A 24540-nucleotide genomic window follows, 5' to 3' on the forward strand; every position below is an offset into this window, starting at 1 on the left:
TTAGAGTGTTAATATTTAAATTTTAATACAATGATTGGCACCGTCAAATTTTACAATGAATCTAAAGGCTTTGGGTTTATTACAAACGAAGAAACAGGAAAAGATATTTTTGTTCATGCCACCGCTTTACATGGAACAGAAATTAGAGAAGGCGATAAAGTGAGTTATGAAGAAGAAGAAGGAAGAAAAGGTACTGTAGCCGGACAGGTACAAGTACTATAAATATATTCTTTTTTGCTTAAAATCAATTTGACCACGCAAATGCGTGGTTTTTTATTTTAATACATAGAAACTACTTTCTTTTTTTTTGAAAAAAATGTTGTAGCAACGAAGCAGCCTCATTTTCGAGAATTCCCCCAATAATCTTTGTTTTTGGGTGCAATGTTGTTCCCATTACTCCACAACCACGTTCTACATCTGTAGCTCCATATACAATTTTACCAATCTGGCTCCAGTATAAAGCGCCTGCACACATTTGGCAAGGCTCTAAGGTTACATATAGTGTACAATTTTTTAAATACTTTCCCCCCAGAAAATTAGCAGCTGATGTAATCGCTTGCATTTCTGCATGTGCCGTTACATCGTTCAATTTTTCAGTAAGGTTATGTGCCCTTGCAATAATTCGGTCTTGCACAACAATTACAGCACCTACTGGTACTTCACCGGCTTCTAAAGCATATTCTGCTTCTTGAAGTGCCTTTTTCATAAAATAAGCATCATCATAAGGTAAAACCATAGCCTCAAAAATACAATAGTTTCATTTTTAAAAAAGTATTTTTGTTGTCCATTACAAATGTAATTTGACAGCAATTCTAGAACATATTAATACTCCTCAAGACCTCAGAACTTTAAACCCTAAAGATTTAGAGCAATTGACTATTGAACTTCGTGAATTCATCATAGACATCGTTTCGGCAAAAGAAGGTCACTTAGGCGCAAGCCTAGGGGTTGTAGAGTTAACAATTGCCCTTCATTATGTATTCAATACACCAATAGACAAATTAATTTGGGATGTAGGCCATCAAGCTTACGGGCACAAAATACTTACCGGCCGAAAATCCATATTTGAAACCAATAGACAATTTGGTGGTATAAGTGGATTTCCGAAAATGGAAGAAAGTATTTATGATGCCTTTGGTACCGGTCACAGTTCTACTTCTATCTCAGCACTTTTGGGCATGGCGCTTTCAGCTCAATTACAAGGAAATATTCATAGACAACATATTGCTGTTATTGGCGACGCATCTATTGCTAGCGGTATGGCTTTTGAAGGGTTAAACCATGCCGGGGTAACCAATGCCAATATATTGATAGTCTTAAATGATAACGCCATGGGAATAGATCCCAGTGTTGGTGCTTTAAAAAAATACCTGACTAATGTAAAAACAGGAACCGCGAAAGAAGAAAACATTTTCGAATGTCTCAATTTTCATTACACTGGGCCCATTGATGGCCATAACCTGCCCATATTAGTAAAAGAATTAGAACGCTTAAAAAAGATAGAAGGTCCAAAATTATTACATATAATTACTACCAAAGGAAAAGGACTTAAGAGCGCTGAAGAAAATCAAGTAGTTTATCATGCGCCAGGCAAGTTTAACAAGCAAACTGGTGAACTACAAAAAAAAGAACCTCAGCAACAAGCTCCTAAATATCAAGATGTATTCGGAAAGACTTTGGTTGAATTGGCTTTGAAAAATGAAAAGATTGTAGGTATCACACCAGCGATGCCAACGGGTAGTTCTTTAAAATTCATGATGGATGCCTTACCAGAAAGAGCCTTTGATGTAGGAATAGCTGAACAACACGCTGTAACCATTGCCGCAGGTATGGCTGCTGATGGTCTTATTCCATTTTGTAATATTTACTCTACATTTTTACAGCGAGCCTATGACCAGGTTATTCATGATGTAGCCATACAAAACCTGCCTGTAATTTTTTGCTTGGACCGAGCCGGATTGGTTGGTGAAGATGGGCCTACACATCATGGTGTTTTCGATATTGCCTACTTAAGGTGTATTCCAAATCTTATGGTTTTTTCGCCTTTAAACGAAATTGAATTAAGAAATATAATGTACACAGCGCAATTAGGGCTTAATCATCCTATTGCGATACGGTACCCAAGAGGAAGGGGTGGTATTTTGAAATGGCAAAAACCCATGAGCCAAATGACCATAGGTAAGGGTGAACTTTTAAAAGAAGGTAGTAAAATTGCAATTCTTACGACGGGACCTATAGGAAATATGGCGGCGGAAATCAGTAATGAACTTGGGTCAAATTCAGGTATTGCGCATTATAATTTTCCCTTTATTAAACCTTTGGATGAAGAATTACTGACAAAAATAGTTCAAAAATTTGACCATATTATCACTATAGAAGATGGCTCTGCTATTGGTGGATTTGGTAGTGCCATATTAGAATTTTCAAATAATATTGGAATCCATAAAATAATTAAGATATTTGGCATTCCTGATTTTTTTATTCCACACGGTGATACCGAAAGATTGTATAAAGAAGCAGGAATAGATAAGATGTCCGTAAAAAAATATGTACAACAATTTCTATGAAAAGAATACTTTCACAATCCATCAAGTTTATAGCCCCTTTACTTCTTTTAGTGTCATATTGGTCTTTCGGCCAAGATACAATTCCAGCACCTATTTTAGTAGATAGCATGGTAGTTGACAGCGTTGTTATTGACACCATTGTTATAAGAAGAACGGTAGACAAAATTTATTCTCCGAGAAAAGATGTCAATCTAAAAATTCCAAATATTGATTTTAGTAAGACTAAAACATTACAAAAAGGTTTTAGCAGGTTTAGAGTGCCATCTTTTTGGGAAACAGAAAATAGTTTTGGTATAAATGTTAGTGAGGTAGCTTTTGTTAATTGGAATGCTGGGGGTGATAATGCCGTTAGTGGTCTAGGCTTTTTGAAATTTGCTAGGAAATATAAATTCAGCAACTTTCAATGGGATAATAATTTAGAATTGCGCTATGGCCTAAATGCACAAGATGGACGAAAACTTAGAAAAACAGAAGATGTAATTCGTCTAAGTTCGAACCTAGGTTTTCGAAAAGATACCATCAGCAATTGGTTTTATTCCGTTCAGCTTAACTTTAACACCCAGTTTTCAAACGGTTATAAATATCCAGATAGGGATACTCCGATTTCAAGATTTATGGCTCCTGGTTACCTGTTATTCGGAGCAGGAACCTCATTTATAACCAAAGATCAAAAATTCAATCTGTATTTATCTCCTCTTACACAAAAATCTACCTTTGTTTTAGATCAAGACTTGGCGGATAATGGTGCATTTGGTGTAAATGAGGCTATACTAGATGTTGATGGAAATATTTTAACTCCTGGTGAAAATCATCTACTAGAAATCGGTATACTTATCACAAATAATTTTAATTATAACGTTGCCGAAAACATTGAATTAAAAAGTAGGCTTAACCTATATACCGATTACATTAAAAGTTTTGGTAACATTGATGTAGATTGGGAACTGAACCTAAACATGAAGGTAAATAAGTTCATAAGCACCAGTTTAGGCACACAAATGATTTATGATGACGATATACTTTTTGATATTGTTAAAAATGACAACGGCACTATTTTAAACCCAGGTATACCCAAAATACAGTTCAAACAAATATTGGCAGTGGGTATTCTTTATGGTTTCTAAAGCTGCCTTCCTTTAATTTTATTGTGAATATGAACTGCTGCACTATCTGAAAGACTTGCAACATAACAGCACGTATTCAATAACATTTCATAAATTGATTTATCTGTTTGTTGGTAAAAACCTGGCAGGGTTCGTAACATTAGTTTGTGGTAGTTAGATGCCTTATTGTATTTTTTACCGATTAAAGCACCTATGTAAACATCAAGAATATCGGATATAATGGTATAGCCCGCAATCTCCTTTTCAACCACTTCTTGAGATTGATATATTTTTTGAACACTTAGACTAATGATATCTTCAATCTGTGCCTTATAACCACTTTTGTCCATAAGAGATACTTCGAAGGTACCATTCAAAATACTTTCTTCATTCTTAATAAAAATGGATACTGCATCTTGAATAAGCGTATTTATGGCTAAAGCACGTAAGTAGCTTAGCCTATCCTCCATATACTCCAAAGAATTATACTTATTGGTATTTATGGTATCTTTAACCAATTTAATCAAATATTCTAAAGCATAATCTTCAGATATCAATCCTAAATTGATTCCGTCTTCAAAATCAATAATGGTATAACAAATATCATCAGCCGCTTCAACTAAAAAAGTTAAGGGATGTCTACCGTACGATACCGTACCGTTATTACTTCTCGTTGGCAAACCTAAATCTTGAGCTACTTCCTCAAAAATATATTTCTCACTCTGAAAGAAGCCGAATTTTTTATCACAAATATGTTTCGAAGGTTTTTTCGGAAGCGATTCTTTTGGGTATTTCATGAAAGCACCCAACGTGGCATAACTTAATCGTAAACCTCCAGAAACTCCAGCCCTATCCTGGGTCATTAATCTAAACCCATTGGCATTACCTTCAAAATCTATAATATCTTGGTATTCAACTTCAGAAAGTTCCTCTTTATATTTTAAACCGTTACCGGTCTTAAAATACTCACCAATCGCTTTTTCACCACTGTGCCCAAAAGGCGGGTTACCAATATCATGAGCCAGTGCCGCTGCAGCAACAATAGCACCAATATCATTAAATTTATACCCATGAACTTCCTTTAAATAAGGGTGCTTCTCTATAATTTTCTTACCAGCTAACCTACCCAAACTTCTGCCTACAACAGAAACTTCAAGACTATGAGTTAATCTGGTATGAACAAAATCTGTCTTTGATAATGGTATTACTTGTGTTTTATCTTGCAAACTTCTAAAAGCTGAAGAAAAAATAATTCGATCGTAATCTACATCGAACCCTAATCGGGTCTCATCCTGCTCGTTTCGCAAACGTTTATTCTTATCCCCTTGTCTGCGTAAAGAAAGTAATTGCTCCCAGTTCATGCTATTAAATTTTAGAAGACCGCAAGATACATTTTTGATTTTTCAAAGTGAGAAGTTATACAGTTTTTGGAAATTACAATGCGTAATTCTTAACCTTTAAAACATACATTAATAATCCTTAGATAACCTTAACTTAACCTTAGCGCATTTTCTTTGCAAAAGAAAATAACCCAGTTGATGAAAAAAATATTTTTTCTATTCATAGTAAGCATTTGTTCTTTTTCCTTTGCACAGGAAACTAGTTCTATTAGAGGTAAAATTTTAGATGGCGAATTATTTAATGAGCCATTAATCATGGCTTCGATTTCTATAAACGACACACCTATTATTACACACACTAACTTTCGTGGTAATTTTGAATTCACAGATGTCGTACCTGGCTCACACGAAATTAAAATTCAATTTCTAGGTTACGAATCCGTCCAATTTATTGTAGACATTAAAGCTGGTGAAGAGATAGAAATTCTTGAAACCCTTTACGCAAAAACGCTTGCACTGCCATCTTTTTCAAAAGTAAGTTCAATAAGCGATGTATCGATGAGCAAATTAGAATTGTCTGCCAACAAAAGCAGATAAATTTAGTTACAATAACTTCAGCATGTCAACAGTAAATTTCTTAAAAAGCCTTTAATTCAAAGTTTTTCTATTTGAACTAAACCATAATTTCAAAAAAGAAATTAGTATTTTCATCACCTCTTTAAAAGGACACAAGAAATTAATGACTATTGCGGTAAAATGTACGAATATAACTTCATAACCTTATTTTAACCTTAATGATAATTTATAACATCATTTTTGTTTCTTATTTAAATTTTTGATGGGCGAAAATATTTATTTCTTCATGATTATAGCTTTGGCTGTTTTAGCTGTAACTGATTTAATAGTAGGAGTCAGTAATGATGCTGTTAACTTCTTAAATTCAGCTATAGGCTCTAAAGCCATATCATTCAAAACTATTATGATAGTTGCAAGTATAGGAATAGCATTTGGGGCTGTTTCTTCAAGTGGTATGATGGAGGTTGCCAGAAAGGGAATATTTAATCCGTCTGAGTTTGTATTTGCTGAAATCATGATCATTTTCATGGCAGTAATGATTACAGATATTATATTGCTAGATTTTTTCAATACCCTTGGTATGCCTACTTCTACAACAGTTTCTATAGTGTTTGAATTGTTAGGTGCGGCAGTTGCCATATCATTAGTTAAAATTTATGCAGGTGACGGTAATTTCACCCACCTAACAAATTACATAAATACCGATAAGGCTACCGAAATTATTGTTGGTATACTTCTATCTGTAGTTATTGCTTTTACCATTGGGGCATTCGTGCAATTCTTTACAAGGGTATTACTATCCTTTAAGTTTGAGAATAAACCAAAGTGGGTAGGAGCTATATTTGGCGGCATGGCGATTACAGCTATTATTTATTTCATTCTTATAAAAGGCTTAAAAGGAACATCTATACTTAGTCCAGAAACCTCAATGTTTATAGGGGATAATCCAGAAATATTCATTCTTGGCAATTTTTTACTTTGGTTTGCTCTATCATGGGTCGTAACCCGCTTTTTAAGTTGGAATATTTACGTTATTATAATAATTCTTGGCACGTTTGCACTAGCAATGGCCTTTGCAGGAAATGACCTTGTAAACTTTATAGGAGTGCCGTTAGCGGCATATGAATCTTTCGTTAGCTGGTCGAATTCTGGACAATTAGCCTCAGAATTTAACATGCAAGGCTTATCAGTATCGGTACAGACACCAACATATTTATTATTGGCTTCCGGTGTCGTAATGGTCGTAACGTTATGGTTCTCTTCAAAGGCAAAGAATGTTGTAAAAACTAGTGTGGATCTATCAAGACAAGATGAAGGTGACGAGCGTTTTGAGCCCAATTTCCTATCTAGACAGATTGTAAAGTTCTCTATTAAAGCTTCTGATAATTTAAATGGATTGATTCCTGCAGGGCTTCAAAAAAGAATTAATGGTCAATTTGAAAAACCTACTTCTTATGCGCAAAAAGCAAAAGTAAAAGACCTACCAGCTTTCGACCTAATTAGAGCATCGGTTAATTTAATGGTTGCTAGTGTTTTAATTTCTTTAGCAACTTCATTAAAATTACCTCTTTCAACCACATATGTCACTTTTATGGTAGCTATGGGTAGTTCTTTAGCAGATAGAGCATGGGGGTCAGAAAGTGCCGTTTATCGTGTTGCAGGAGTTCTGAACGTTATTGGTGGTTGGTTCTTTACCGCAATAGTTGCTTTTGTAGCTGCATCACTAATAGCTTATATAATTCACTTAGGGGGTATTTATGCTATTGCCGCACTATTGGTATTTGCCTTTATCCTTATTGGAAAAAATTATATTTCGCATACCAGAAAATTAAAAGAATCTAAGGAAGAAGAAAAACTTGAACGTGCAGAGAGCAGTTCTGTACAGGGTGTAATTGAAGAAAGCGCCAAGAACATAGCCAATGTGGTTAAAAGAACTAGTAAAATCTATTCTAATACTATTAACGGTCTAGCCAAGCAAGATTTAAACTTACTTAAGAAAAATAAAAAGCAAGGTTCTAAACTTGCTACAGAAATCGAAGACCTAAGAAATCATACTTTCTATTTTATCAAAAATCTAGAAGAAGCACATATTGGCGCTAGTAATTTCTATATAAATGCAATGGGCCACCTCACCGATATTTCTCAGTCGCTTGAATATATTGGCAAGGTTAGCCACAAACATGTGAACAATAATCATAAGAAATTAAAATACAATCAGATTAAGGAGTTAAAGCAAATCGATTATAAATTAGCTGAAATTTTAGAAAACACTTCAAATGCTTTTGAAGAACGATCGTTTGAAAAAATAGGCACTATTCTAAATAACAAACAAGAATTGTACGATTTGGTGTCTCAAAAAATTAAATTACAAGTAGAAAGAACACGAACAGAAGAATCAAGTCCTAAAAATACGACACTCTATTTTAGTATATTATTGGAAACAAAAGACTTAATGACTGCCACAATGAATCTTTTAGAACAGTACTACAAAGAATATGATGAAAAAATCGAGCCAGCAAGGCTAGACTAGACTAGAACAGATATGTCAACTTTCTAAAACATTACTTATGAAGTATTATATGCTGACCGTTTTTCTTTTATTAAGTTTTATTAATCAAGCACAAGACTTAACAGGTGAAGAATTATTGAATCGCGCTATAGCTTTTCATGACCCTAATGATAATTGGAAGTCATTTAACGGCGAGATGCTGATTGAAATGGAGAGTCCTAATAACGGTACGAGAAGCACTACTATACAAATAGACTTACCTTCTAACTACTTTAAATCTACTGTCAAAAAAAATAATCACACTGTAGAATCAGAACTAGATAAAGAAGAGTGCACTTTAAAATTAGATGGTAGCACTACTTTTTCAGCTAAGGTTAAGGATAGTCTAAAAATTTCATGTGACAGGGCGAATATGATGAAGAATTATTACACCTACCTGTATGGCCTTCCTATGAAGTTAAAGGACCCAGGTACTATAATAGACCCCAAGGTTCAAAAAAAGACTTTTAAAGGAAAAGAATATCTAGTACTAAAAGCAGGTTACGAAAAAGAAGTTGGTAGTGATACTTGGTATTTCTATTTCGACCCAAAGACCTATGCAATGGAAGTGTACCAATTCTTTCATGATGAAAGTAAAAATGATGGTGAGTATATACTGTTATCAGAAATAATTACCGTTAACGGCATTAAAATTCCGAAGGTTCGTGCTTGGTATTACAATAAAGAAGGTATTTATTTAGCGACTGATAAACTGGTAGAAGGAAAGATTCTAGACTAGCGATAAAAATTCATTTCATCCATATAAGTCCAAACTTCAGGCGGTAGCATTGGCTTTATATTTTTTCCTTTTTTATGTTCTTTTCTTATGAAGGTGGAAGATATTTCCATTATAGGTGCATTAACGTGGTGAATACTCCTGTGCTGCGTGAATTGTGATTCTACAGCCCCTTCTGAAATTCTTGGATAAACGTATATATTATAGTTCTCTAAAATGGTTTCATAATTTTTCCATTTATGCAGACTTTTTAAATTATCCTCGCCCATAATCAAAGAAAAGCTATAACCGGAAGGATATTTCTCATCTAAATGAACTAAGGTGTTCACTGTATAATTTGGCTGAGGAAGGTCGAACTCGATTTTACAAGGTCTTAATTTTGGATATTCTTTTGTAGCCTCATAGACCATTTCATATCTATGATGATTATCTAAAAGTGCTTTTTTAGTCTTAAATGGACTTTGAGGAGTTACAACGAACCAAACCTCATCTAAGTCCGAAAACTCCACCATGTGGTTCGCAATGACCAAATGACCAATGTGAATAGGGTTAAAGGTTCCGAAATAAAGTCCCACCTTTTTCATCTACACTTATTCCTTATCGTCATCAATGAAAGAGGCCACTAAATCTACTGCTTCTTTTAAAGCAACATCTAAATCATAATTTTTTATGATTTTGTCAAATTGAGGAGCTGTAGCCAATTCAACAGAAGCCTTTGCGATACGCATGTTTATTTTATCTTCACTTTCAGTACTTCGCTTCTTAAGTCTAATTTTTAATTCATCTACACTAGGCGGTTTTACAAAAACAGCCAAAGTTTTTTCTGGAAATTTCTTTTTAATTCGAAGTCCACCCACAACATCAATATCAAAAATAACATTTTTGCCTTCCGCCCATAAACGCTCTACTTCACTTTTTAAAGTGCCATAAAAATTATCTCGGTACACTTCTTCCCATTCCAAAAAATCATCATTTTTAATATGATTTTTAAATTCAGAAACAGACATAAAATAGTAATGCTCTTTATTTTTTTCTTTAACTCTTCTTGGTCTTGAAGTCGCAGATACAGAAAAAGCCAAATTCAGTTCTGGTTGAGCCAATAAATGACGAACGATTGTTGTTTTCCCACTTCCAGAGGGTGCAGAAAAAATTATAAGTTTCCCACCTTTCATCTATAGTACATTTAACATTTGTTCTTTAATTTTTTCAAGCTCATCTTTCATTTGCACCACTATCTGCTGCATTGGCGCATAATTCGCCTTTGAACCGATTGTATTGATTTCACGACCTATTTCCTGCGAGATAAAACCCAACTTTTTACCATTACTATCATCAGATTTAAGGGTTTTTCCAAAATAATCCAAATGGTTCGCTAATCTTACTTTCTCTTCGGTAATATCATATTTTTCTAAATAATAAATAAGCTCTTGTTCAAATCTATTGGCATCTACATCGGTCTTTAAATCTTGCACTGCCTTTTCTAATCGTTCACGAATTGTACTTTGACGATCAGGGTCAATCTTGATTACCTCTTCCAACAATTTATTCAATGAAGCTATCCTATCTAAAAAATCTTGCTCCAATACGCTACCTTCTTCAGATCTAAATTCATTTATCTCAACCAATGCACCTTGTAGTGCTAATGTTATTGCTTCATATTCCTCTTCATCAATATCTTCTTTTGCAGTTTTCATAGCATCTGGAAAACGCAACGCCATTTCTAACAGTCTAAGATCATCACCTGTAGCAATTTTTTTTAACTGTGCCATGTATTGTTTCACAGCAACCTCATTTACTTGAGAAGTAGTTTCATCTCCGGTTAGCTCAACATATAAGCTAAAATCTACCTTACCCCGTTGTAGCGAGTTCGCGATAATCTTTCTAAGTTCAAGTTCCTTTTCACGATAGCTAGAGGGCATACGCGCATTTAAATCGATGCTCTTACTGTTCAGTGATTTTAATTCTACAGTAATTTTTTTGTTAGGTAATTGAACTACACACTTGCCGAAGCCGGTCATCGATTGAATCATGAATACATTTTAGATTTAGACAAAGGTAAGATAATTGTTAAATGTAATTTTAATCATATCTCTATCCCTAATTAAGAAAGGAGCAAACAAAAAATAATCTCTTGTTGACTCCTTTTTACTCTATTTTATGAACTAGATTATAGTTCTCTTACCCAAATATTTCTAAAACTTACACGGCTATCATCACCATGATCTTGTAATAATAATGGGCCTTTACCATGTGCTGGATTCTTTGGCCACCCTATATAAGGGGTAGTTCCTTTTAATTCAACATGATCTTGTACCAAAACTCCATTATGGATTACCGTAATATCACCTGATTTTATTTTACCACCATCAGCATTGAATTCTGGCGCATGGTAAATAATATCATAGGTATTCCATTCACCCGTAGGAACAGATGCCATTGCTAATGGCACATGTTGTTTGTAAATTGACCCTACTTGTCCGTTTACATAAGTAGGATTATCGTTTTGATCTAGAACCTGTACTTCATAAATTCCGTTTAGAAAAACACCGCTATTAGCCCTATGTTGACCCTCCAATTGAACAGGTAAAGGTGATTTCCATTCAATATGTAACTGTACATCCCCAAAATTTTGCTTTGTCTGTATATTTCCAGTTTTATCATTAACGGTCATACTTCCATCTTTGTTCAAATGCCATTTAGCAGCTGTACTATCATTAGAACTAATCCAGTTGTCCAAATTTGTTCCATTAAAAAGTACAATAGCATCACTTGGTGGAGCACCCATAGAGCCAGGTTTTACTACCACCACCTTTGGCTCATAAAATTCTGTTTCTTCAGGTGTAGTAGGTTCGTCTCCCATATACTCTTCATAAACGATAACGCTATCTTCTACAATAGTTTTCTCATTCTGTATCGGCTCTATTTTTTCTTGGCAAGAAATTATGCCAAAAGTTGTTACTAATAGTAATAATGAATATTTATTTTTCATAAGTGGTTATGCTATTAAAGTCGTTTGATTTTTATATTTCTAAATGCCACTACGTTTCCGTGGTCTTGTAATCCGATTTTACCAGTTGTAAACTTTCCAAAACCTTCCCAGCCTGCAAATTTAGAGTCCGCCACCATAGCATCCCATTCTTCACCTTGTACAGGAAAAGTGACCATTTCAGTATCATTCAAAACAACTCTACCGATATTATCTTTATGGTTTACGGTAATTACCATGGTATTCCATTCACCTATGGGTTTAGTAACATCTTCTGCTGGAGATACCATATCGTATAATGCACCTGCTTGATGCGTAGTGCCAGCTTTTGCATCAGGATGTTTATCATTATCTAATATCTGAACTTCTGGACCCGTTTGATAGCCGGTACTATATTTAGCATCCTCATTCACCCCCCAAAAAACACCACTGTTGCCAGCTTCAGATATTTTCCATTCCAAAGAAAGAATAAAATCCGTATACGCATCCCTAGTAACAAGGTCATGATTTTTGTTCTCTTCACCTTCTGATGGTGGAGTGTAGATTAAGGCATCTCCATCAATCTTCCAAACATCACCAACGGCATCATTCTGAAATTCTTTCCACTTATCTAATGATGTGCCATCAAATAAAATTTCCCATTCACTTTCAGGCATTTCCATTTCCTCAACTACTGTTTCAGATGTTTCTTTCTTTTCCTGTTTACAGGAGATGAAAAATATTAAAAACACAATACTTACAATTACTTTTTTCATATCATTTCTATTTAAAGTCCTAACATTTTTTTTAACATCTCTTTATCAATTTCAGCACCAGCAAAATCATCGAATGTCTTTTCGGTAGCCTCAATTATATGGTCTTGTATAAACTTTGCTCCTTCACGAGCACCTTGTTCAGGACTCTTAATACAACATTCCCATTCCATTACAGCCCAAACATCGCAACCGTATTGGGTAAGTTTAGAAAATATTGTTTTGAAATCTATTTGACCATCACCTAAAGAACGATATCTACCTGCTCTGTTACCCCAATCATTATAACCCCCAAAAGCGCCTTTCTTACCTGTTGGATTAAACTCTGAATCCTTAACATGAAAAGACTTTATAAACTCATGATAGTGGTCTATGTATGTGATGTAATCTAACTGCTGTAAAACAAAATGACTAGGGTCATAAAGAATATTTACTCTTTTATGATTACCGGTAGCCTCTAAGAAACGCTCAAACGTATCGCCATCATGTAAATCTTCACCAGGGTGAATTTCATAACATACATCAACACCTTCTTTATCAAAATGATTTAAAATAGGAGTCCATCTTTTTGCCAATTCTTCAAAACCCATTTCAACCAAACCCGCAGGTCTTTGTGGCCAAGGATGCATTGTATGCCATAATAGTGATCCAGAAAATGTAGCGTGTACATTTAACCCTAATCGTCTACTCGCCGTTGCCGCTTTTTTTACAGTTTCGATAGCCCACTTTGTTCTTTCTTTTGGTTTACCGTGTACTTCTTTTGGCGCAAAAGAATCAAACATTAAATCATATGCTGGGTGTACGGCTACTAATTGACCTTGTAAGTGAGTAGAGAGTTCTGTTATTTCCAAACCGTAAGAATTCACCTTAGCTTTTAACTCGTCACAATAATCCTGACTTTCGGCCGCTTTATCCAAATCGATTAAGAAACTTTCCCAAGTAGGAATTTGAATTCCTTTATACCCAAGATCAGAAGCCCATTTACACATACCTTCCAAGGTATTAAACGGTGCTTTACTATCTACAAATTGTGCTAAAAATACGGCTGGTCCTTTGATTGTTTTCATAAAAATATACTATCTGTTGTTTGAATTAGTTCCTCTTATCAACACTTTAAATATGTCAAATTATCTTATATTTAAAAATTATAACCCGTTAGTTACAATTCCATGAAGATTTGCTATAAATATAGGGAATACCAATAGAAAAAGATAAAAATTCAAGCATGAATCAAAATGAAATATTCGACGCAATTGTGGTCGGAACTGGCATAAGCGGCGGATGGGCAGCTAAGGAATTAACTGAAAAGGGTTTAAAAACACTTGTTTTAGAACGTGGTCGTATGGTAAAACATATTGAGGACTACCCAACCATGAATGATGACCCTTGGGATTATCCTTTGAAGGGAGAACTTTCTAAAGAGGATAAGAAAAAATACCATGTACAGAGTCGCGTTAATTGGGCGCCAAAGGAAGATGTAAAACATTTTTTTGTAAATGACCTAGAACACCCCTATGTAGAAACTAAACGTTTCGATTGGATAAGAGGATATCAAGTGGGCGGAAGATCCCTTACCTGGGGCCGTCAGAGTTACAGGTGGAGTGACATTGATTTTGAAGCCAATAAGAAAGAAGGAATCGGAGTTGACTGGCCAGTTAGATACAAAGATATTTCGCCATGGTATGATAAGGTAGAGGAGTATATTGGTGTAAGTGGTGAAAACTTAGGATTGAAAGTTTTGCCCGATGGAAAATTTCAACCTGCCATGAAATTAAATTGTGTTGAAGAAGATTTTAAAAAAAGCACATCAGAGAAATTTGATGATGGGCGTTTGATTACAATTGGACGCACAGCACACATTACCGACCCAGATGCTACGTTTGAAGGTAGAGGCACTTGTCAGAATAGAGACCGTTGTTGGAGAGGCTGCCCTTTTGGAGGATATTTTAGCAGTAATTCTTCAACCTTACCAGCTGCTGAACGAACCGGTAATATGACCTTGAGACCCAACTCAATAGTTCATGAAATAATTTATGATGATACTACCAAGAAAGCAACTGGTGTTCGGGTTATAGATGCCGAGACCAATGAAAAAATTGAATTTAAAGCTAAAGTAATTTTTCTTTGTGCATCTGCCATGGCCTCGGTAGGTATTTTACTCCAATCAAAATCTGAACGATTCCCTAATGGCTTAGGCAATGATTCTGATGCTTTAGGAAGAGGAATTATGGACCATCATTATAAGCTTGGAGCATCGGCCAAAGTAGATGGGTATTTAGACAAATATTATAAAGGTCGACAACCGACCGGATTTTATATCCCCAGGTTTGTAAATCTTGATGAAAAAACTAAAAAGAAAGATTACTTAAGAGGTTTTGGTTATCAAGGTAGAGCAAGTAGAGGTGATTGGTCTGAGACTATAGCAGAAATGAATTACGGTAAAGATCTAAAAGAGCAAATACTAAAACCAGGTCATTGGACTATTGGAGTAACCGGTTTTGGGGAATTCTTACCTTATGATGATAATAGAGTAACACTTAGCCCGACCGAAAAAGATAAATGGGGTTTGCCACAATTAGCATTCGATGTTGAATTCAAAGAAAATGAATATAATATGCGCGAAGATATTAAAGTACAAATCGCAGACATGTTCAATGCTGCCGGGTTTAAAGATGTAAGCGTCTATGATGAAAAAACTGGACCAGGATTAGGTATACATGAAATGGGTGGTGCAAGAATGGGTCATGGTTCGAAAACCTCGATATTAAATAAGAACAATCAACTTCACCTTGTGCCAAATGTTTACGTAACTGACGGTGCATTTATGGCTTCCTCAAGCTGCGTAAACCCATCACTAACCTATATGGCGTTTACCGCTAGAGCTGCAGAACATGCCGCTGAGTCGTTAAAATCTGGAAAATTTTCTTAATTATTTAATTACCATTTAAACTATAACTACAACTAATGTCGTTACAGTAAAGTAAATATTAGCTTATGGAAAATGCTTCGGCCAGAAATATGTGGGGTAATTATTTAAGTGCACATTTAGAACATGCATTTGAACATGCACCATCAACTACTTTTTTTGGTGATAATGAAATAGATGCCAATACTTTGGCAGATCTAACAAAACAAGGTGTTAAAAAAGCAACATCACATTCTTTATTAGGATTGCAAAACCGCAATGAAAAACTGCCTAAAATAGGAGACTTTATCGTAGTTACCAATTGGAGTGGTGAAGCCCAATGTATTGTTCGAACAACGGCAGTAAAGCTCAAGCCTTACTTTAGTATTGATAGCGCTTACGCACAAATAGAAGGCGAAGGTGATAAATCACTTGACTACTGGAAAAAAACACATTGGGATTATTTTACAAGAGAGTTACAAAAATTCGGAAGAGAGCCTAGAGATAGTATGATTATCGTTTGTCAAGAATTTGAAAAAGTATATTAATCGATATCAATATTTTACCAAATAAAAAGAGCCGCTAATCGCGGCTCTTTTTTATATTGATATTAGGTTTATTATTTTTCTAATGCAACCCAAGTATTTCCATTTTTATGAGAATCTACTGTAGCCTCAATAAAATTCATACCTCGAACACCATCTTTCATTGTAGGGAATTCACCGTCATTATATTTTTCACCTCTTATAGCCCTTGCAGCTCCTTTGTAAATATTTGCCATAGAATCAAAAATTCCTTCTGGGTGACCAGCAGGTAATTTTGTTCCATCTAACGACAATTCAGAGTTGTAAGCATGACCTGGCTTATATACTTGCGTAGGTTCCGAATCACTCAACTTATATAAAAAGTTTGGACGCTCTTGTTCCCATCGAAAAGCACCCTTCTCACCATAAATAGAAATGGCCAAAGCATTTTCTTCGCCAGTGGCAACTTGACTTCCTCTAATAACACCTTTAACATGGTCACTCATACGTATAAGTACGGTACCATCAACATCCATTTTATTATCCTCATAAAGATAATTGAAGTCACAAAGTAATTCATTCACCTTTAGACCGGTCGTATATTCTACAAGGTTAAAAGCATGAACACCTATGTCACCCATACATGAGCTTATACCAGCTTTTTTTGGATCTAATCTCCAAACAGAAGACCTCTTCTCTTTATCATGAATAATCGTATTGATCCACCCTTGGTAATACACTGCATCTACTTTATGAATTTTCCCTAAAGCACCAGCTTTAATCATTTCACGCATCTGGCGTACCATTGGATAACCTGTATAGGTATGGGTCAAAGCAAATACAGTACCAGCTTTCTCATGAGATTTCTGTAAGTCCTTCGCTTCGTCCAAAGAAGTTGTCATTGGTTTTTCACAAATTACATGAAATCCATTTTCCAATAATTTCTTGGCCATTGGATAGTGCAAGAAGTTTGGTGTAAGTATCGAACATACTTGAATACGTTCATCTTCTGGCAACTTTAATTCTTCTTCTATTAAAGTATCAAAATCTTTATAAATTCTATTCAAAGGAACATCTATTTCCTTCGCAAAAGCCATATTTGCTTCAAAATCCGGATTGAATACAGCACCTGTAATTTGATAATTATCATTAATATGTGAAGCTACTCTATGTAGTACTCCTATTAGGGAATCGCCTCCCCCTCCTAATATTCCTAAGCGTATTTTCTTTGGCATTTTTATATCTATTTAAGTTGAATATATTTTCCTTTAAAATCCGTGTGGATTTATCCCATAATTAAAATTAGCAATTCGTGAAAGACCTTTCATATTCCACAGAGAATAAAAGTCACTCTTTACAATACAATTTTCAGGGGTTTAATTTAAAGAATTAATCTAAGACTGATAGTCTATTTTTTCTGTTTTAAAGAAAATCGCAAATAAAACAAAAACCATTAATGCAAAACCAGCCGGATATAACCAAATAGTTTCCCAAACGTGCTTTCCATCTTCTAAAAGGTAGGCTGTTGATATCATACCCGCTACCCAAAAACCAATCAGCATTCCTACTCCATAGGTTGCTAAAGTTATTAAACCCTGCGCTGAACTCTTAAATTTTTCTCCTGCCTTACTATCAGTATAAATTTGACCTGAAACAAAGAAAAAATCATAACAGATCCCATGAAGAGCTATACCTAATAACAAGGTTACCCCTATGCCATTTGCATCGCCAAATGCGAATAACAAATAACGAACGACCCAAGCCGCCATAGCAACTAAAATCGTTTTTTTAAATCCGAATTTTGTAAAGAAATAAGGGAGTAACAACATGAATGCTATTTCAGAAACTTGTCCTAATGTCATTTTCCCTGTCGGATTGCCCATCCCTACTTCTACCAAAAACGGATTCGCATTTTGATAATAAAAGGCCAATGGAATGCAAATTAAAACCGAAGAAATAAAGAAAATCAAAAAGTTTTTATCCTTGAATAAACTAAGCGAATCCAACCCTAAGATTTCTTTCAGGTTAAGCTTATTTTCACTTTTAGCCCTAGGTGGAGTTTTCGGTAAAGTAAAACTGAACAACCCTAAAATCAAAGAAGTAATCGAAGTCATTAAAAAAGTATTTCTCAAGAGGCCGTCCCCAATATTTTTCCCTTGATCCCAGTTAAAAACAAAGCTAATTGATAGTCCGGCAATAATCCATCCTAACGTTCCAAACACCCGTACCATTGAAAACTCTTTGGCCGGGTTCTTCATTTGGTTGAAAGACACTGAATTTACTAAAGCCAGTGTGGGCATGTATAAAATCATATACCCCAAGACTAAAAGATAAAACCCATTAAATTCTGTGCTTTGATACATAAAGTACATAAGAACTGCTCCTAGAAGGTGTAGAATTCCTAAAATACGTTCGGCATTGAAATACCTATCAGCAATAATTCCAATAACAAAGGGAGCAATTATTGCTCCCCAAGATTGTGTTGAAAATGCCAATGCGATTTCACCATCCGTAGCTTTTAAATTATTTCCAAGAAAAGTACCAAGGGTAACAAACCATGCACCCCAAATAAAAAACTCTAAAAACATCATAAAGCAAAGCTGTACTCTGACTTTTTTTTTCATCTATCTTTTGTAATGAATATAATCTAAGCTTACAGGAGTTACACCATTGCTTTTAAATTCTACAGCTATTTGGCCTCTATGATTCGTAGAATGATTTACAATATGAAACAGCATATCTTTTAAAGTATTGGTAAAAAGTCTACCTTCAGAATTTTCATAATCTATACGTTTATCAAATCTATCAGCATTGGTTAAAATTTCAAAAGAGCTGCGTTGATTCTCATAATGTATATCAGCCCAATCTTTAATGTCATGTTCTTGCCAAACATCATACTCAGTTGCCTTTTGTAATATCCGAGCATTCCAAATATGATGTGCATTTAGTATATGACTAAATAAACTTTTTGTTCTTGGTGATACTTCAGATAGTCTTAAACATTCATCGATAAGTTTTTTGTTACACTGAAAATTGTAATCAAAAATTTCATTAAAAAAGGCCTTCATATTCGATTCAGTCAAGATTATTCTATTTCTTTTGCAGCTTTTAATAAAAGATCTCTGGTAGCAATTATTCCAGCTTCTTCACTTATTTCTGTACCTTCATACTCTACACCTATAAAACCGGTATAACCTGCTTCTTTTACTATTTTAAGCATTTTAACATAATCTATACCTGTATCATTCCCATTCTCATCAAAATTATTCGATTTAGCACTTACAGCTTTTGCGTATGGCATAAGTTCCTTTACTCCTTTATACTTATCATACTCCTTTAAACAGTCCCAACTATCAGGCTTACGTTCTATACAAAAATTACCAAAATCAGGCAGACTTCCGCAGTTATCCATATTCACGATTTTCATTACTTCTGCATGAAGTTCACCGTTAGATGATAAGCCGCCATGATTCTCTACCAATATATTTATATTTTTGGTTTTAGCATAGGTGGCTAATTTTGTTAATCCGTCTACAGAATTCTTAATCCACTCTTCTGGAACATTACTACCCGATAGATTAACTCTAATGGCATGGCACCCCATAGCCGCAGCAGCATCTACCCATTTTTTATGTTTCTCGACCGTTTCATTTCTCTCGGCTTCGTCATTAACAGCTAAGTTTCCTTGACCATCTATCATGATCAAAACATTCTTCATTCCATACTTCTTTGCCTCTGCATTAGATTTAGCAACAAAATTTGCCATTGCCTCTTCAGAGTAATTTGCCTTTTCCAATTCAGGATTATATAGCTGACTTACATATTCCAACCCAGTAAATCCCCAATTTTTTGCTTTTTCGGCAAAAGAGTATGGATCCACACCATCTTCTCTAATCATTTTATGCATGGACCATTGTGCCAATGATAATTCAAAAAATGGCTCTGAGTTACTGTCCATTTTAACGATTTCAGAATTTTCATCATTTTCTTTTTTCGTTTCCTTACAAGCGTAAGTTCCTAGTAATGAGATTCCAATACCTACAGCTGAGGCAATTCGAATAAAATTTTTTCTTTTCATGTTTGGTAGTTTGTTGTTGTTTGAAATATAACCTTAACTGTTAACGTTAAAATTAATAATTGATACATTAAGCTAACTCGATTCTAATTTTAGCGAATTTCGCAAGAAGAATGGACATTAAATGTATAGAATTAATTTTATATTTAATAAATTTAGAGAATAAACAACTTTTATGAGCAAATTTTATTATAACGAAGAACAAGAGTCCTATGACGCCATTGTTGTAGGAACAGGAATTAGTGGTGGTTGGGCTGCTAAAGAATTATGTGAAGCAGGCCTTAAAACTCTGGTTTTAGAACGTGGTCGAATGGTAAAGCACATAGATGATTACGTAACAGCAAATAAGGATCCATGGGATTTTCCAAATGCTGGAGAACCTACCAAAGAAATAATAGAACAACAGCCTAAACAAAATAGAACAGGTTATACAACAAACCAAGCAAGTAATATGTGGTTTGTGAATGACTTGAAACATCCATATAATGAAACCAAACGGTTCGATTGGATGCGTGGTTATCATTTGGGAGGTCGTTCTTTACAATGGGGTCGCCAAAGCTACCGTTGGAGTGATATTGATTTTAATGCGAATAAAAAAGAAGGTATTTCAATTGACTGGCCTGTAAGATATAAAGATATAGCACCTTGGTATTCTAAGGTAGAAACCTACATAGGAGTTAGTGGAGAGGCCTTGAACTTACCACAGTTACCGGATAGTGAGTTTTTACCTATGATGGAACTTAATTGTGTAGAGCAACATTTCAGGGAAAAAGTAGCAGAAAATTTCGATGGTCGCGTTGTAACGGCTGGCCGTACAGCTCACTTAACTGGTACAAAGCAATTTGACGGAAGAAGTAAGTGTCAATATAGAAATAGATGTATAAGAGGGTGTCCTTTCGGTGCATATTTTAGCAGTCTTTCTTCTACACTACCAGCAGCGGAGGCGACAGGGAATATGACACTAAGACCAGATTCTATTGTACATGAAATAATGTATGATCCCGATACTAAAAAAGCAACCGGTGTAAAAGTTATTGATGCAAATACCAAAGAAACTTTTGAATTTAAGGCCAAGGTAATATTCCTTTGTGCATCGGCAATCGCTTCTACTTCAATTTTAATGCAATCAAAATCTGATACATTCCCAAATGGAATGGGTAACGAATCAGACCAATTAGGACGTAACATTATGGACCACCATTTAGGTGTTGGTGCAAGTGGCAAATTTGATGGTTTTGAGGATAAGTATTATAAAGGTCGTAAACCAAGTGGCATCTATATTCCTAGATTTAGAAATTTGGGAGGAAAATCTGAACGGTCTGAATACAAAAGAGGTTTTGGCTACCAAGGTGGCGCTTCAAGAGGTAATTGGGAAGATACTGTAGCAGAGTTAGCCTATGGTAAAGATTTAAAAGATGCAGTATTAAAACCTGGAGGTTGGCAATTTGGTATGACCGGTTTTGGAGAAGTACTTCCTTATGAAGAAAACAGGTTTACTTTAGATTATGATAAACTAGATGATTGGGGCTTACCAACTGTTACTTTTGATGCAGAATTTAAAGAGAACGAATGGAAAATGCGAGAAGACATGAAACAATCTGCAGTAGATATGTTGACAAAAGCAGGTTTAAAAGATGTAACTCCATATGATAATCCAGGTGCCCTTGGTTTGGGAATTCATGAAATGGGAACCGCACGCATGGGAAGAGATAGAAAAACTTCTGTATTGAATGGTAACAACCAATTACATGATGTACCAAATGTTTACGTAACAGATGGTTCTTTCATGACCTCCGCAAATTGTGTAAACCCATCACTAACATACATGGCTTTCACAGCCAGAGCTGCTGATCACGCAGTTAAGGAACTTAAAAAAGGAAATATATAATGGATAGAAGACGCGTATTGAAAAATATGGGGCTGTCACTTGGATATATGGTGGCCACCCCAACACTATTAGGTATAATACAAAGTTGTAAGAGCGAGCCGACAGTTACTTGGACACCCGTATTCTTAACCCAGAACGAGGGAAATGTACTTACTAAATTGGTAGATATTATTCTACCAAAAACAGATACTCTTTCTGCTTCTGAAGTGCAAGTAGATATTTTTATCGACAAATTTGCACAAGATGTCATGGAAAAAGAACAGCAAGACTTTTTCAAAATGTCTATGAGCAATTTTATGGATAAAGCATTAACAGATTCAGGCAAAGAAAATGCTGAGGACCTAACTTCGGAAGATTTAGAGCCCGTTTTAGCAAGCTCACTAAAGTATTCTAAAGACCGGCAAACTGAAATGTTCGAATCTATTAATAGTTATACTGAAGCTATCGCAGAAGGTAAAACTTCAACATTAGATGATGAAACGACTAGATTCGCTTTCGCAAATAATTTGCGAGGTATGACTATTTGGGGTTACAAAGCCTCTGAATATGTAGGTGAAGAAGTTCTAGCTTATTTACCTGTACCAGGCGAGTACATACCATGTGGTGATATGCAAGAGCTTACTGGCGGTAAGGCATGGTCCTTATAACCAAATAATTTTTTATTAAAAAAGCCAAGAGTCCTCGTATGTAAGGCTCTTGGCTTTTTTTAAATCCTATACCAATGAAAAGAAGAAGTTTTATTCAAAAAACAGCCTTAAGTTCTGGAGCGTTGTCATTAACCGGTGCCCTATCTTATGCTAACACATTTACTAATACCGTAAATGCTCATCTATTTAATTTGAAATACGCACCACATTTAGGCATGTTCAAACATCTTGCTGGTGATGACCCTATTGATCAGCTTAATTTTATGGCAGATCAAGGTTTTACTGCTTTTGAGGATAATAACATGATGAAGCGCGATATAGCCCTTCAGGAAAAGATGGGTGAAGCCTTAGTAAAACGAGGTATGACCATGGGTGTTTTTGTCGTAGATAAAGGCGGTAACATGGAGAACACTTTGGCAGCTGGAAAACAAGAACATCTTGATATTTTTTTGGATGGATGCAGAAGAGCTGTTGATACCGCAAAACGAGTAAATGCCAAATGGATGACGGTTGTGCCAGGTGGTTATGAAAGAAATTTACCTATAGGTATTCAAAATGCCAATGTGATAGAAGCATTGCGCCGAGGTGCAGAGATTCTTGAACCACACGGATTGACCATGGTGTTAGAACCATTGTCAGATTCCCCTGATCTTCATTTACAGACCTCTGAGCAAACTTATTTAATTTGTAAAGGTGTAGATAGCCCATCGTGTAAGATATTGTACGATATCTATCATATGCAAAAGAACGAAGGGCATCTAATACATAATATGAGCCTTACCTGGGATGAAATAGCCTATATACAAATTGGAGATAACCCTGGGAGAAACGAACCTACTACAGGTGAAATAAATTACCGAAACGTTTTTAAATGGATTCATGAAAAAGGTTTCGATGGTGTCCTTGGAATGGAACATGGTAACTCTAAAGATGGTAAAGAAGGCGAGCAAGCAGTTATAGATGCTTACAAGCATGAAGATAACTTTTTATAACTCTTTATCTTTAAAACCACCCCACAAAGCAATTAGGCAAGGAAAAAAATGCATTTCATCGAAATATTATTTTTTTTTCGATGAAATGCATTATGTAAATGTAAGAATAAACCTACTTATTCGTTCTTTTGTATATGTCCCAATACCTACACATATTATTCGTCTACGCCGGTTTATTTCTGGCCTCCAAATTATCATATTATATATATAAGAAGACAAAAACCGATTCTTTTGAATTTTATCGATTAAAACTAATCTTTAAATGGACGAATTTTAAAATTGCCCTTAGGTTAATATTTAACAGTTTATTTAATGACATTATAAAATTTCCGTAATCCAAAAGGAAAATATATTCGTATATACCTTATATCAATATACTTAAGCTATGGAAAAGTATGTCACCATTTTGATAATCTACGCAGCTGCATTATTATTTACAACTGTGTTGAAGCCCTATATCAAAAATGATAAATAAGAATCCCCTGACTTAACCTCGGCTTTTGCCGCAATAAAAAAGACCCCTTAATTAAGGGGTCTTTTTTATTATGTATTTGCCGTTCTGAAATAAGTTGACACAAAATCGACTTATTTATGAAACATTCGATTATTACGGTAAACAAGCGTACTCAACGCGATTATAATTTGGGCTTTAAATTAAGTGTAGTCCATCAGGTTGAAAAAGGCGAGATGACTTATAAACAAGCGCAAAAGTCTTATGGTATTCAAGGCAGAAGTACCGTTTTGGTTTGGCTGAGAAAACATGGTACATTAGATTGGAGTAAACCTTTACGCCATCAAATGCCAAAATCAAAAGAAACACCTGCCCAAAAAATCAAACGCCTGGAGAGAGAGCTTTCCGATGAAAAATTGAGGAACAAAATTCTCAACACCATGATCGACA

At 35.1% G+C, this 24540-nt stretch carries 23 protein-coding genes and 1 pseudogene; 12 read left to right on the top strand and 12 right to left on the bottom strand.

Features of this window, described 5'->3' with window-relative positions:
- Positions 1-30 precede the first annotated feature (30 nt).
- Positions 31-222, top strand: a complete 192-nt coding sequence (locus BMY56_RS11875; RefSeq protein ID WP_079512449.1) for a cold-shock protein — start codon at positions 31-33, stop codon at positions 220-222.
- A gap of 70 nt (positions 223-292) precedes the next feature.
- Here BMY56_RS11875 and BMY56_RS11880 read toward each other — a convergent pair whose 3' ends face one another.
- Positions 293-736 carry a nucleoside deaminase gene (locus BMY56_RS11880; RefSeq protein ID WP_091624379.1) on the bottom strand — a complete coding sequence of 148 codons (444 nt, stop codon included), beginning with the start codon at positions 734-736 and terminating at the stop codon, positions 293-295.
- A 64-nt stretch (positions 737-800) separates the two neighbouring features.
- Between BMY56_RS11880 and dxs the strand changes: the two genes are divergently transcribed.
- A complete protein-coding gene (dxs, locus tag BMY56_RS11885) occupies positions 801-2567 on the top strand; it encodes a 1-deoxy-D-xylulose-5-phosphate synthase (protein WP_091624382.1) in 1767 nt (588 codons plus the stop codon).
- On the top strand, positions 2564-3691 hold the full coding sequence (locus BMY56_RS11890; RefSeq protein ID WP_091624384.1) for a DUF3078 domain-containing protein: 1128 nt from the start codon (positions 2564-2566) through the stop codon (positions 3689-3691). Before dxs ends, BMY56_RS11890 begins: the two co-directional genes overlap by 4 nt.
- Here BMY56_RS11890 and BMY56_RS11895 read toward each other — a convergent pair.
- Positions 3688-5031 carry a deoxyguanosinetriphosphate triphosphohydrolase gene (locus BMY56_RS11895; RefSeq protein ID WP_091624387.1) on the bottom strand — a complete coding sequence of 448 codons (1344 nt, stop codon included), beginning with the start codon at positions 5029-5031 and terminating at the stop codon, positions 3688-3690. The two genes, BMY56_RS11890 and BMY56_RS11895, sit on opposite strands and share 4 nt — an antisense overlap.
- 177 nt (positions 5032-5208) lie before the next feature.
- Between BMY56_RS11895 and BMY56_RS11900 the strand changes: the two genes are divergently transcribed.
- From BMY56_RS11900 to BMY56_RS11910, 3 genes are all read left to right on the top strand, one after another.
- Positions 5209-5607, top strand: coding sequence for a carboxypeptidase-like regulatory domain-containing protein (locus BMY56_RS11900; protein ID WP_091624390.1), 399 nt, complete (start codon positions 5209-5211; stop codon positions 5605-5607).
- Between the two features lie 241 nt (positions 5608-5848).
- A complete protein-coding gene (locus BMY56_RS11905) occupies positions 5849-8116 on the top strand; it encodes an inorganic phosphate transporter (RefSeq protein WP_091624392.1) in 2268 nt (755 codons plus the stop codon).
- 37 nt (positions 8117-8153) lie between these two features.
- Positions 8154-8873, top strand: coding sequence for a DUF6503 family protein (locus tag BMY56_RS11910; protein ID WP_091624395.1), 720 nt, complete (start codon positions 8154-8156; stop codon positions 8871-8873).
- Here the strand turns inward: BMY56_RS11910 and nadD are convergent.
- From nadD to BMY56_RS11940, 6 genes are all read right to left on the bottom strand, one after another.
- On the bottom strand, positions 8870-9454 hold the full coding sequence (gene nadD, locus BMY56_RS11915; RefSeq protein ID WP_091624398.1) for a nicotinate (nicotinamide) nucleotide adenylyltransferase: 585 nt from the start codon (positions 9452-9454) through the stop codon (positions 8870-8872). The genes BMY56_RS11910 and nadD overlap by 4 nt on opposite strands.
- Before the next feature lie 6 nt (positions 9455-9460).
- Positions 9461-10042 (bottom strand): guanylate kinase, encoded by a 582-nt coding sequence (gene gmk / locus BMY56_RS11920; protein ID WP_091624400.1) that lies wholly within the window; start codon positions 10040-10042, stop codon positions 9461-9463.
- Positions 10043-10900 (bottom strand): YicC/YloC family endoribonuclease, encoded by an 858-nt coding sequence (locus BMY56_RS11925; protein ID WP_091624403.1) that lies wholly within the window; start codon positions 10898-10900, stop codon positions 10043-10045.
- Positions 10901-11037: 137 nt separating this feature from the next.
- Entirely contained in the window at positions 11038-11859 is an 822-nt protein-coding gene (locus BMY56_RS11930; protein WP_091624406.1) for a 3-keto-disaccharide hydrolase, read from the bottom strand.
- Between the two features lie 14 nt (positions 11860-11873).
- Positions 11874-12611 carry a 3-keto-disaccharide hydrolase gene (locus BMY56_RS11935; protein ID WP_091624408.1) on the bottom strand — a complete coding sequence of 246 codons (738 nt, stop codon included), beginning with the start codon at positions 12609-12611 and terminating at the stop codon, positions 11874-11876.
- An 11-nt stretch (positions 12612-12622) separates the two neighbouring features.
- Positions 12623-13675: a sugar phosphate isomerase/epimerase family protein gene (locus BMY56_RS11940; protein ID WP_091624411.1), complete on the bottom strand. Its 1053-nt coding sequence runs from the start codon at positions 13673-13675 to the stop codon at positions 12623-12625.
- Positions 13676-13833: 158 nt separating this feature from the next.
- On the opposite strand from BMY56_RS11940, the gene BMY56_RS11945 reads away from it, so the two are divergent.
- Both BMY56_RS11945 and BMY56_RS11950 read left to right on the top strand, forming a co-directional pair.
- Positions 13834-15537, top strand: coding sequence for a GMC oxidoreductase (locus BMY56_RS11945; protein WP_091624414.1), 1704 nt, complete (start codon positions 13834-13836; stop codon positions 15535-15537).
- A gap of 65 nt (positions 15538-15602) precedes the next feature.
- A complete protein-coding gene (locus BMY56_RS11950; protein WP_091624417.1) occupies positions 15603-16061 on the top strand; it encodes an ASCH domain-containing protein in 459 nt (152 codons plus the stop codon).
- 71 nt (positions 16062-16132) lie between these two features.
- On the opposite strand, the gene BMY56_RS11955 is transcribed toward BMY56_RS11950, so the two are convergent.
- The 4 genes from BMY56_RS11955 to BMY56_RS11970 all read right to left on the bottom strand — a co-directional run bounded on the left by BMY56_RS11955 (position 16133) and on the right by BMY56_RS11970 (position 20115).
- Positions 16133-17272, bottom strand: a complete 1140-nt coding sequence (locus BMY56_RS11955) for a Gfo/Idh/MocA family protein (protein WP_091624419.1) — start codon at positions 17270-17272, stop codon at positions 16133-16135.
- Positions 17273-17431: 159 nt separating this feature from the next.
- Positions 17432-18661 (bottom strand): nucleoside permease, encoded by a 1230-nt coding sequence (locus tag BMY56_RS11960; RefSeq protein ID WP_091624422.1) that lies wholly within the window; start codon positions 18659-18661, stop codon positions 17432-17434.
- Entirely contained in the window at positions 18662-19120 is a 459-nt protein-coding gene (locus BMY56_RS11965) for a DinB family protein (protein ID WP_245737207.1), read from the bottom strand. It lies immediately after the preceding gene.
- 2 nt (positions 19121-19122) lie between these two features.
- Positions 19123-20115: a sugar phosphate isomerase/epimerase family protein gene (locus BMY56_RS11970; RefSeq protein WP_091624428.1), complete on the bottom strand. Its 993-nt coding sequence runs from the start codon at positions 20113-20115 to the stop codon at positions 19123-19125.
- Positions 20116-20287: 172 nt separating this feature from the next.
- Here BMY56_RS11970 and BMY56_RS11975 point away from each other — a divergent pair, with 172 nt between their 5' ends.
- The 4 genes and pseudogenes from BMY56_RS11975 to BMY56_RS11990 form a co-directional block, all read left to right on the top strand.
- Complete coding sequence (locus BMY56_RS11975) at positions 20288-22000, top strand: GMC oxidoreductase (protein ID WP_091624430.1); 1713 nt, start codon at positions 20288-20290, stop codon at positions 21998-22000.
- Positions 22000-22647, top strand: coding sequence for a gluconate 2-dehydrogenase subunit 3 family protein (locus tag BMY56_RS11980; RefSeq protein ID WP_091624433.1), 648 nt, complete (start codon positions 22000-22002; stop codon positions 22645-22647). The genes BMY56_RS11975 and BMY56_RS11980 overlap by 1 nt, the downstream gene beginning before the upstream one ends.
- A 74-nt stretch (positions 22648-22721) precedes the next feature.
- Positions 22722-23639 carry a hydroxypyruvate isomerase family protein gene (locus BMY56_RS11985; RefSeq protein WP_091624435.1) on the top strand — a complete coding sequence of 306 codons (918 nt, stop codon included), beginning with the start codon at positions 22722-22724 and terminating at the stop codon, positions 23637-23639.
- A gap of 591 nt (positions 23640-24230) precedes the next feature.
- Positions 24231-24540, top strand: a pseudogene (locus tag BMY56_RS11990) (IS3 family transposase); the annotation flags it as partial.

This window comes from Maribacter orientalis (assembly GCF_900109345.1).
Taxonomy (GTDB): Bacteria; Bacteroidota; Bacteroidia; order Flavobacteriales; family Flavobacteriaceae; genus Maribacter; species Maribacter orientalis.

Coding starts and splice junctions, on each gene's coding strand:
- BMY56_RS11875 (WP_079512449.1), top strand. CDS start 31: ATGATTGGCACCGTCAAATTTTACAATGAATCTAAAGGCTTTGGGTTT.
- BMY56_RS11880 (WP_091624379.1), bottom strand. CDS start 736: ATGGTTTTACCTTATGATGATGCTTATTTTATGAAAAAGGCACTTCAA.
- BMY56_RS11890 (WP_091624384.1), top strand. CDS start 2,564: ATGAAAAGAATACTTTCACAATCCATCAAGTTTATAGCCCCTTTACTT.
- BMY56_RS11895 (WP_091624387.1), bottom strand. CDS start 5,031: ATGAACTGGGAGCAATTACTTTCTTTACGCAGACAAGGGGATAAGAAT.
- BMY56_RS11900 (WP_091624390.1), top strand. CDS start 5,209: ATGAAAAAAATATTTTTTCTATTCATAGTAAGCATTTGTTCTTTTTCC.
- BMY56_RS11905 (WP_091624392.1), top strand. CDS start 5,849: ATGGGCGAAAATATTTATTTCTTCATGATTATAGCTTTGGCTGTTTTA.
- BMY56_RS11910 (WP_091624395.1), top strand. CDS start 8,154: ATGAAGTATTATATGCTGACCGTTTTTCTTTTATTAAGTTTTATTAAT.
- nadD (WP_091624398.1), bottom strand. CDS start 9,454: ATGAAAAAGGTGGGACTTTATTTCGGAACCTTTAACCCTATTCACATT.
- gmk (WP_091624400.1), bottom strand. CDS start 10,042: ATGAAAGGTGGGAAACTTATAATTTTTTCTGCACCCTCTGGAAGTGGG.
- BMY56_RS11925 (WP_091624403.1), bottom strand. CDS start 10,900: ATGATTCAATCGATGACCGGCTTCGGCAAGTGTGTAGTTCAATTACCT.
- BMY56_RS11930 (WP_091624406.1), bottom strand. CDS start 11,859: ATGAAAAATAAATATTCATTATTACTATTAGTAACAACTTTTGGCATA.
- BMY56_RS11935 (WP_091624408.1), bottom strand. CDS start 12,611: ATGAAAAAAGTAATTGTAAGTATTGTGTTTTTAATATTTTTCATCTCC.
- BMY56_RS11940 (WP_091624411.1), bottom strand. CDS start 13,675: ATGAAAACAATCAAAGGACCAGCCGTATTTTTAGCACAATTTGTAGAT.
- BMY56_RS11945 (WP_091624414.1), top strand. CDS start 13,834: ATGAATCAAAATGAAATATTCGACGCAATTGTGGTCGGAACTGGCATA.
- BMY56_RS11950 (WP_091624417.1), top strand. CDS start 15,603: ATGGAAAATGCTTCGGCCAGAAATATGTGGGGTAATTATTTAAGTGCA.
- BMY56_RS11955 (WP_091624419.1), bottom strand. CDS start 17,272: ATGCCAAAGAAAATACGCTTAGGAATATTAGGAGGGGGAGGCGATTCC.
- BMY56_RS11960 (WP_091624422.1), bottom strand. CDS start 18,661: ATGAAAAAAAAAGTCAGAGTACAGCTTTGCTTTATGATGTTTTTAGAG.
- BMY56_RS11970 (WP_091624428.1), bottom strand. CDS start 20,115: ATGAAAAGAAAAAATTTTATTCGAATTGCCTCAGCTGTAGGTATTGGA.
- BMY56_RS11975 (WP_091624430.1), top strand. CDS start 20,288: ATGAGCAAATTTTATTATAACGAAGAACAAGAGTCCTATGACGCCATT.
- BMY56_RS11980 (WP_091624433.1), top strand. CDS start 22,000: ATGGATAGAAGACGCGTATTGAAAAATATGGGGCTGTCACTTGGATAT.
- BMY56_RS11985 (WP_091624435.1), top strand. CDS start 22,722: ATGAAAAGAAGAAGTTTTATTCAAAAAACAGCCTTAAGTTCTGGAGCG.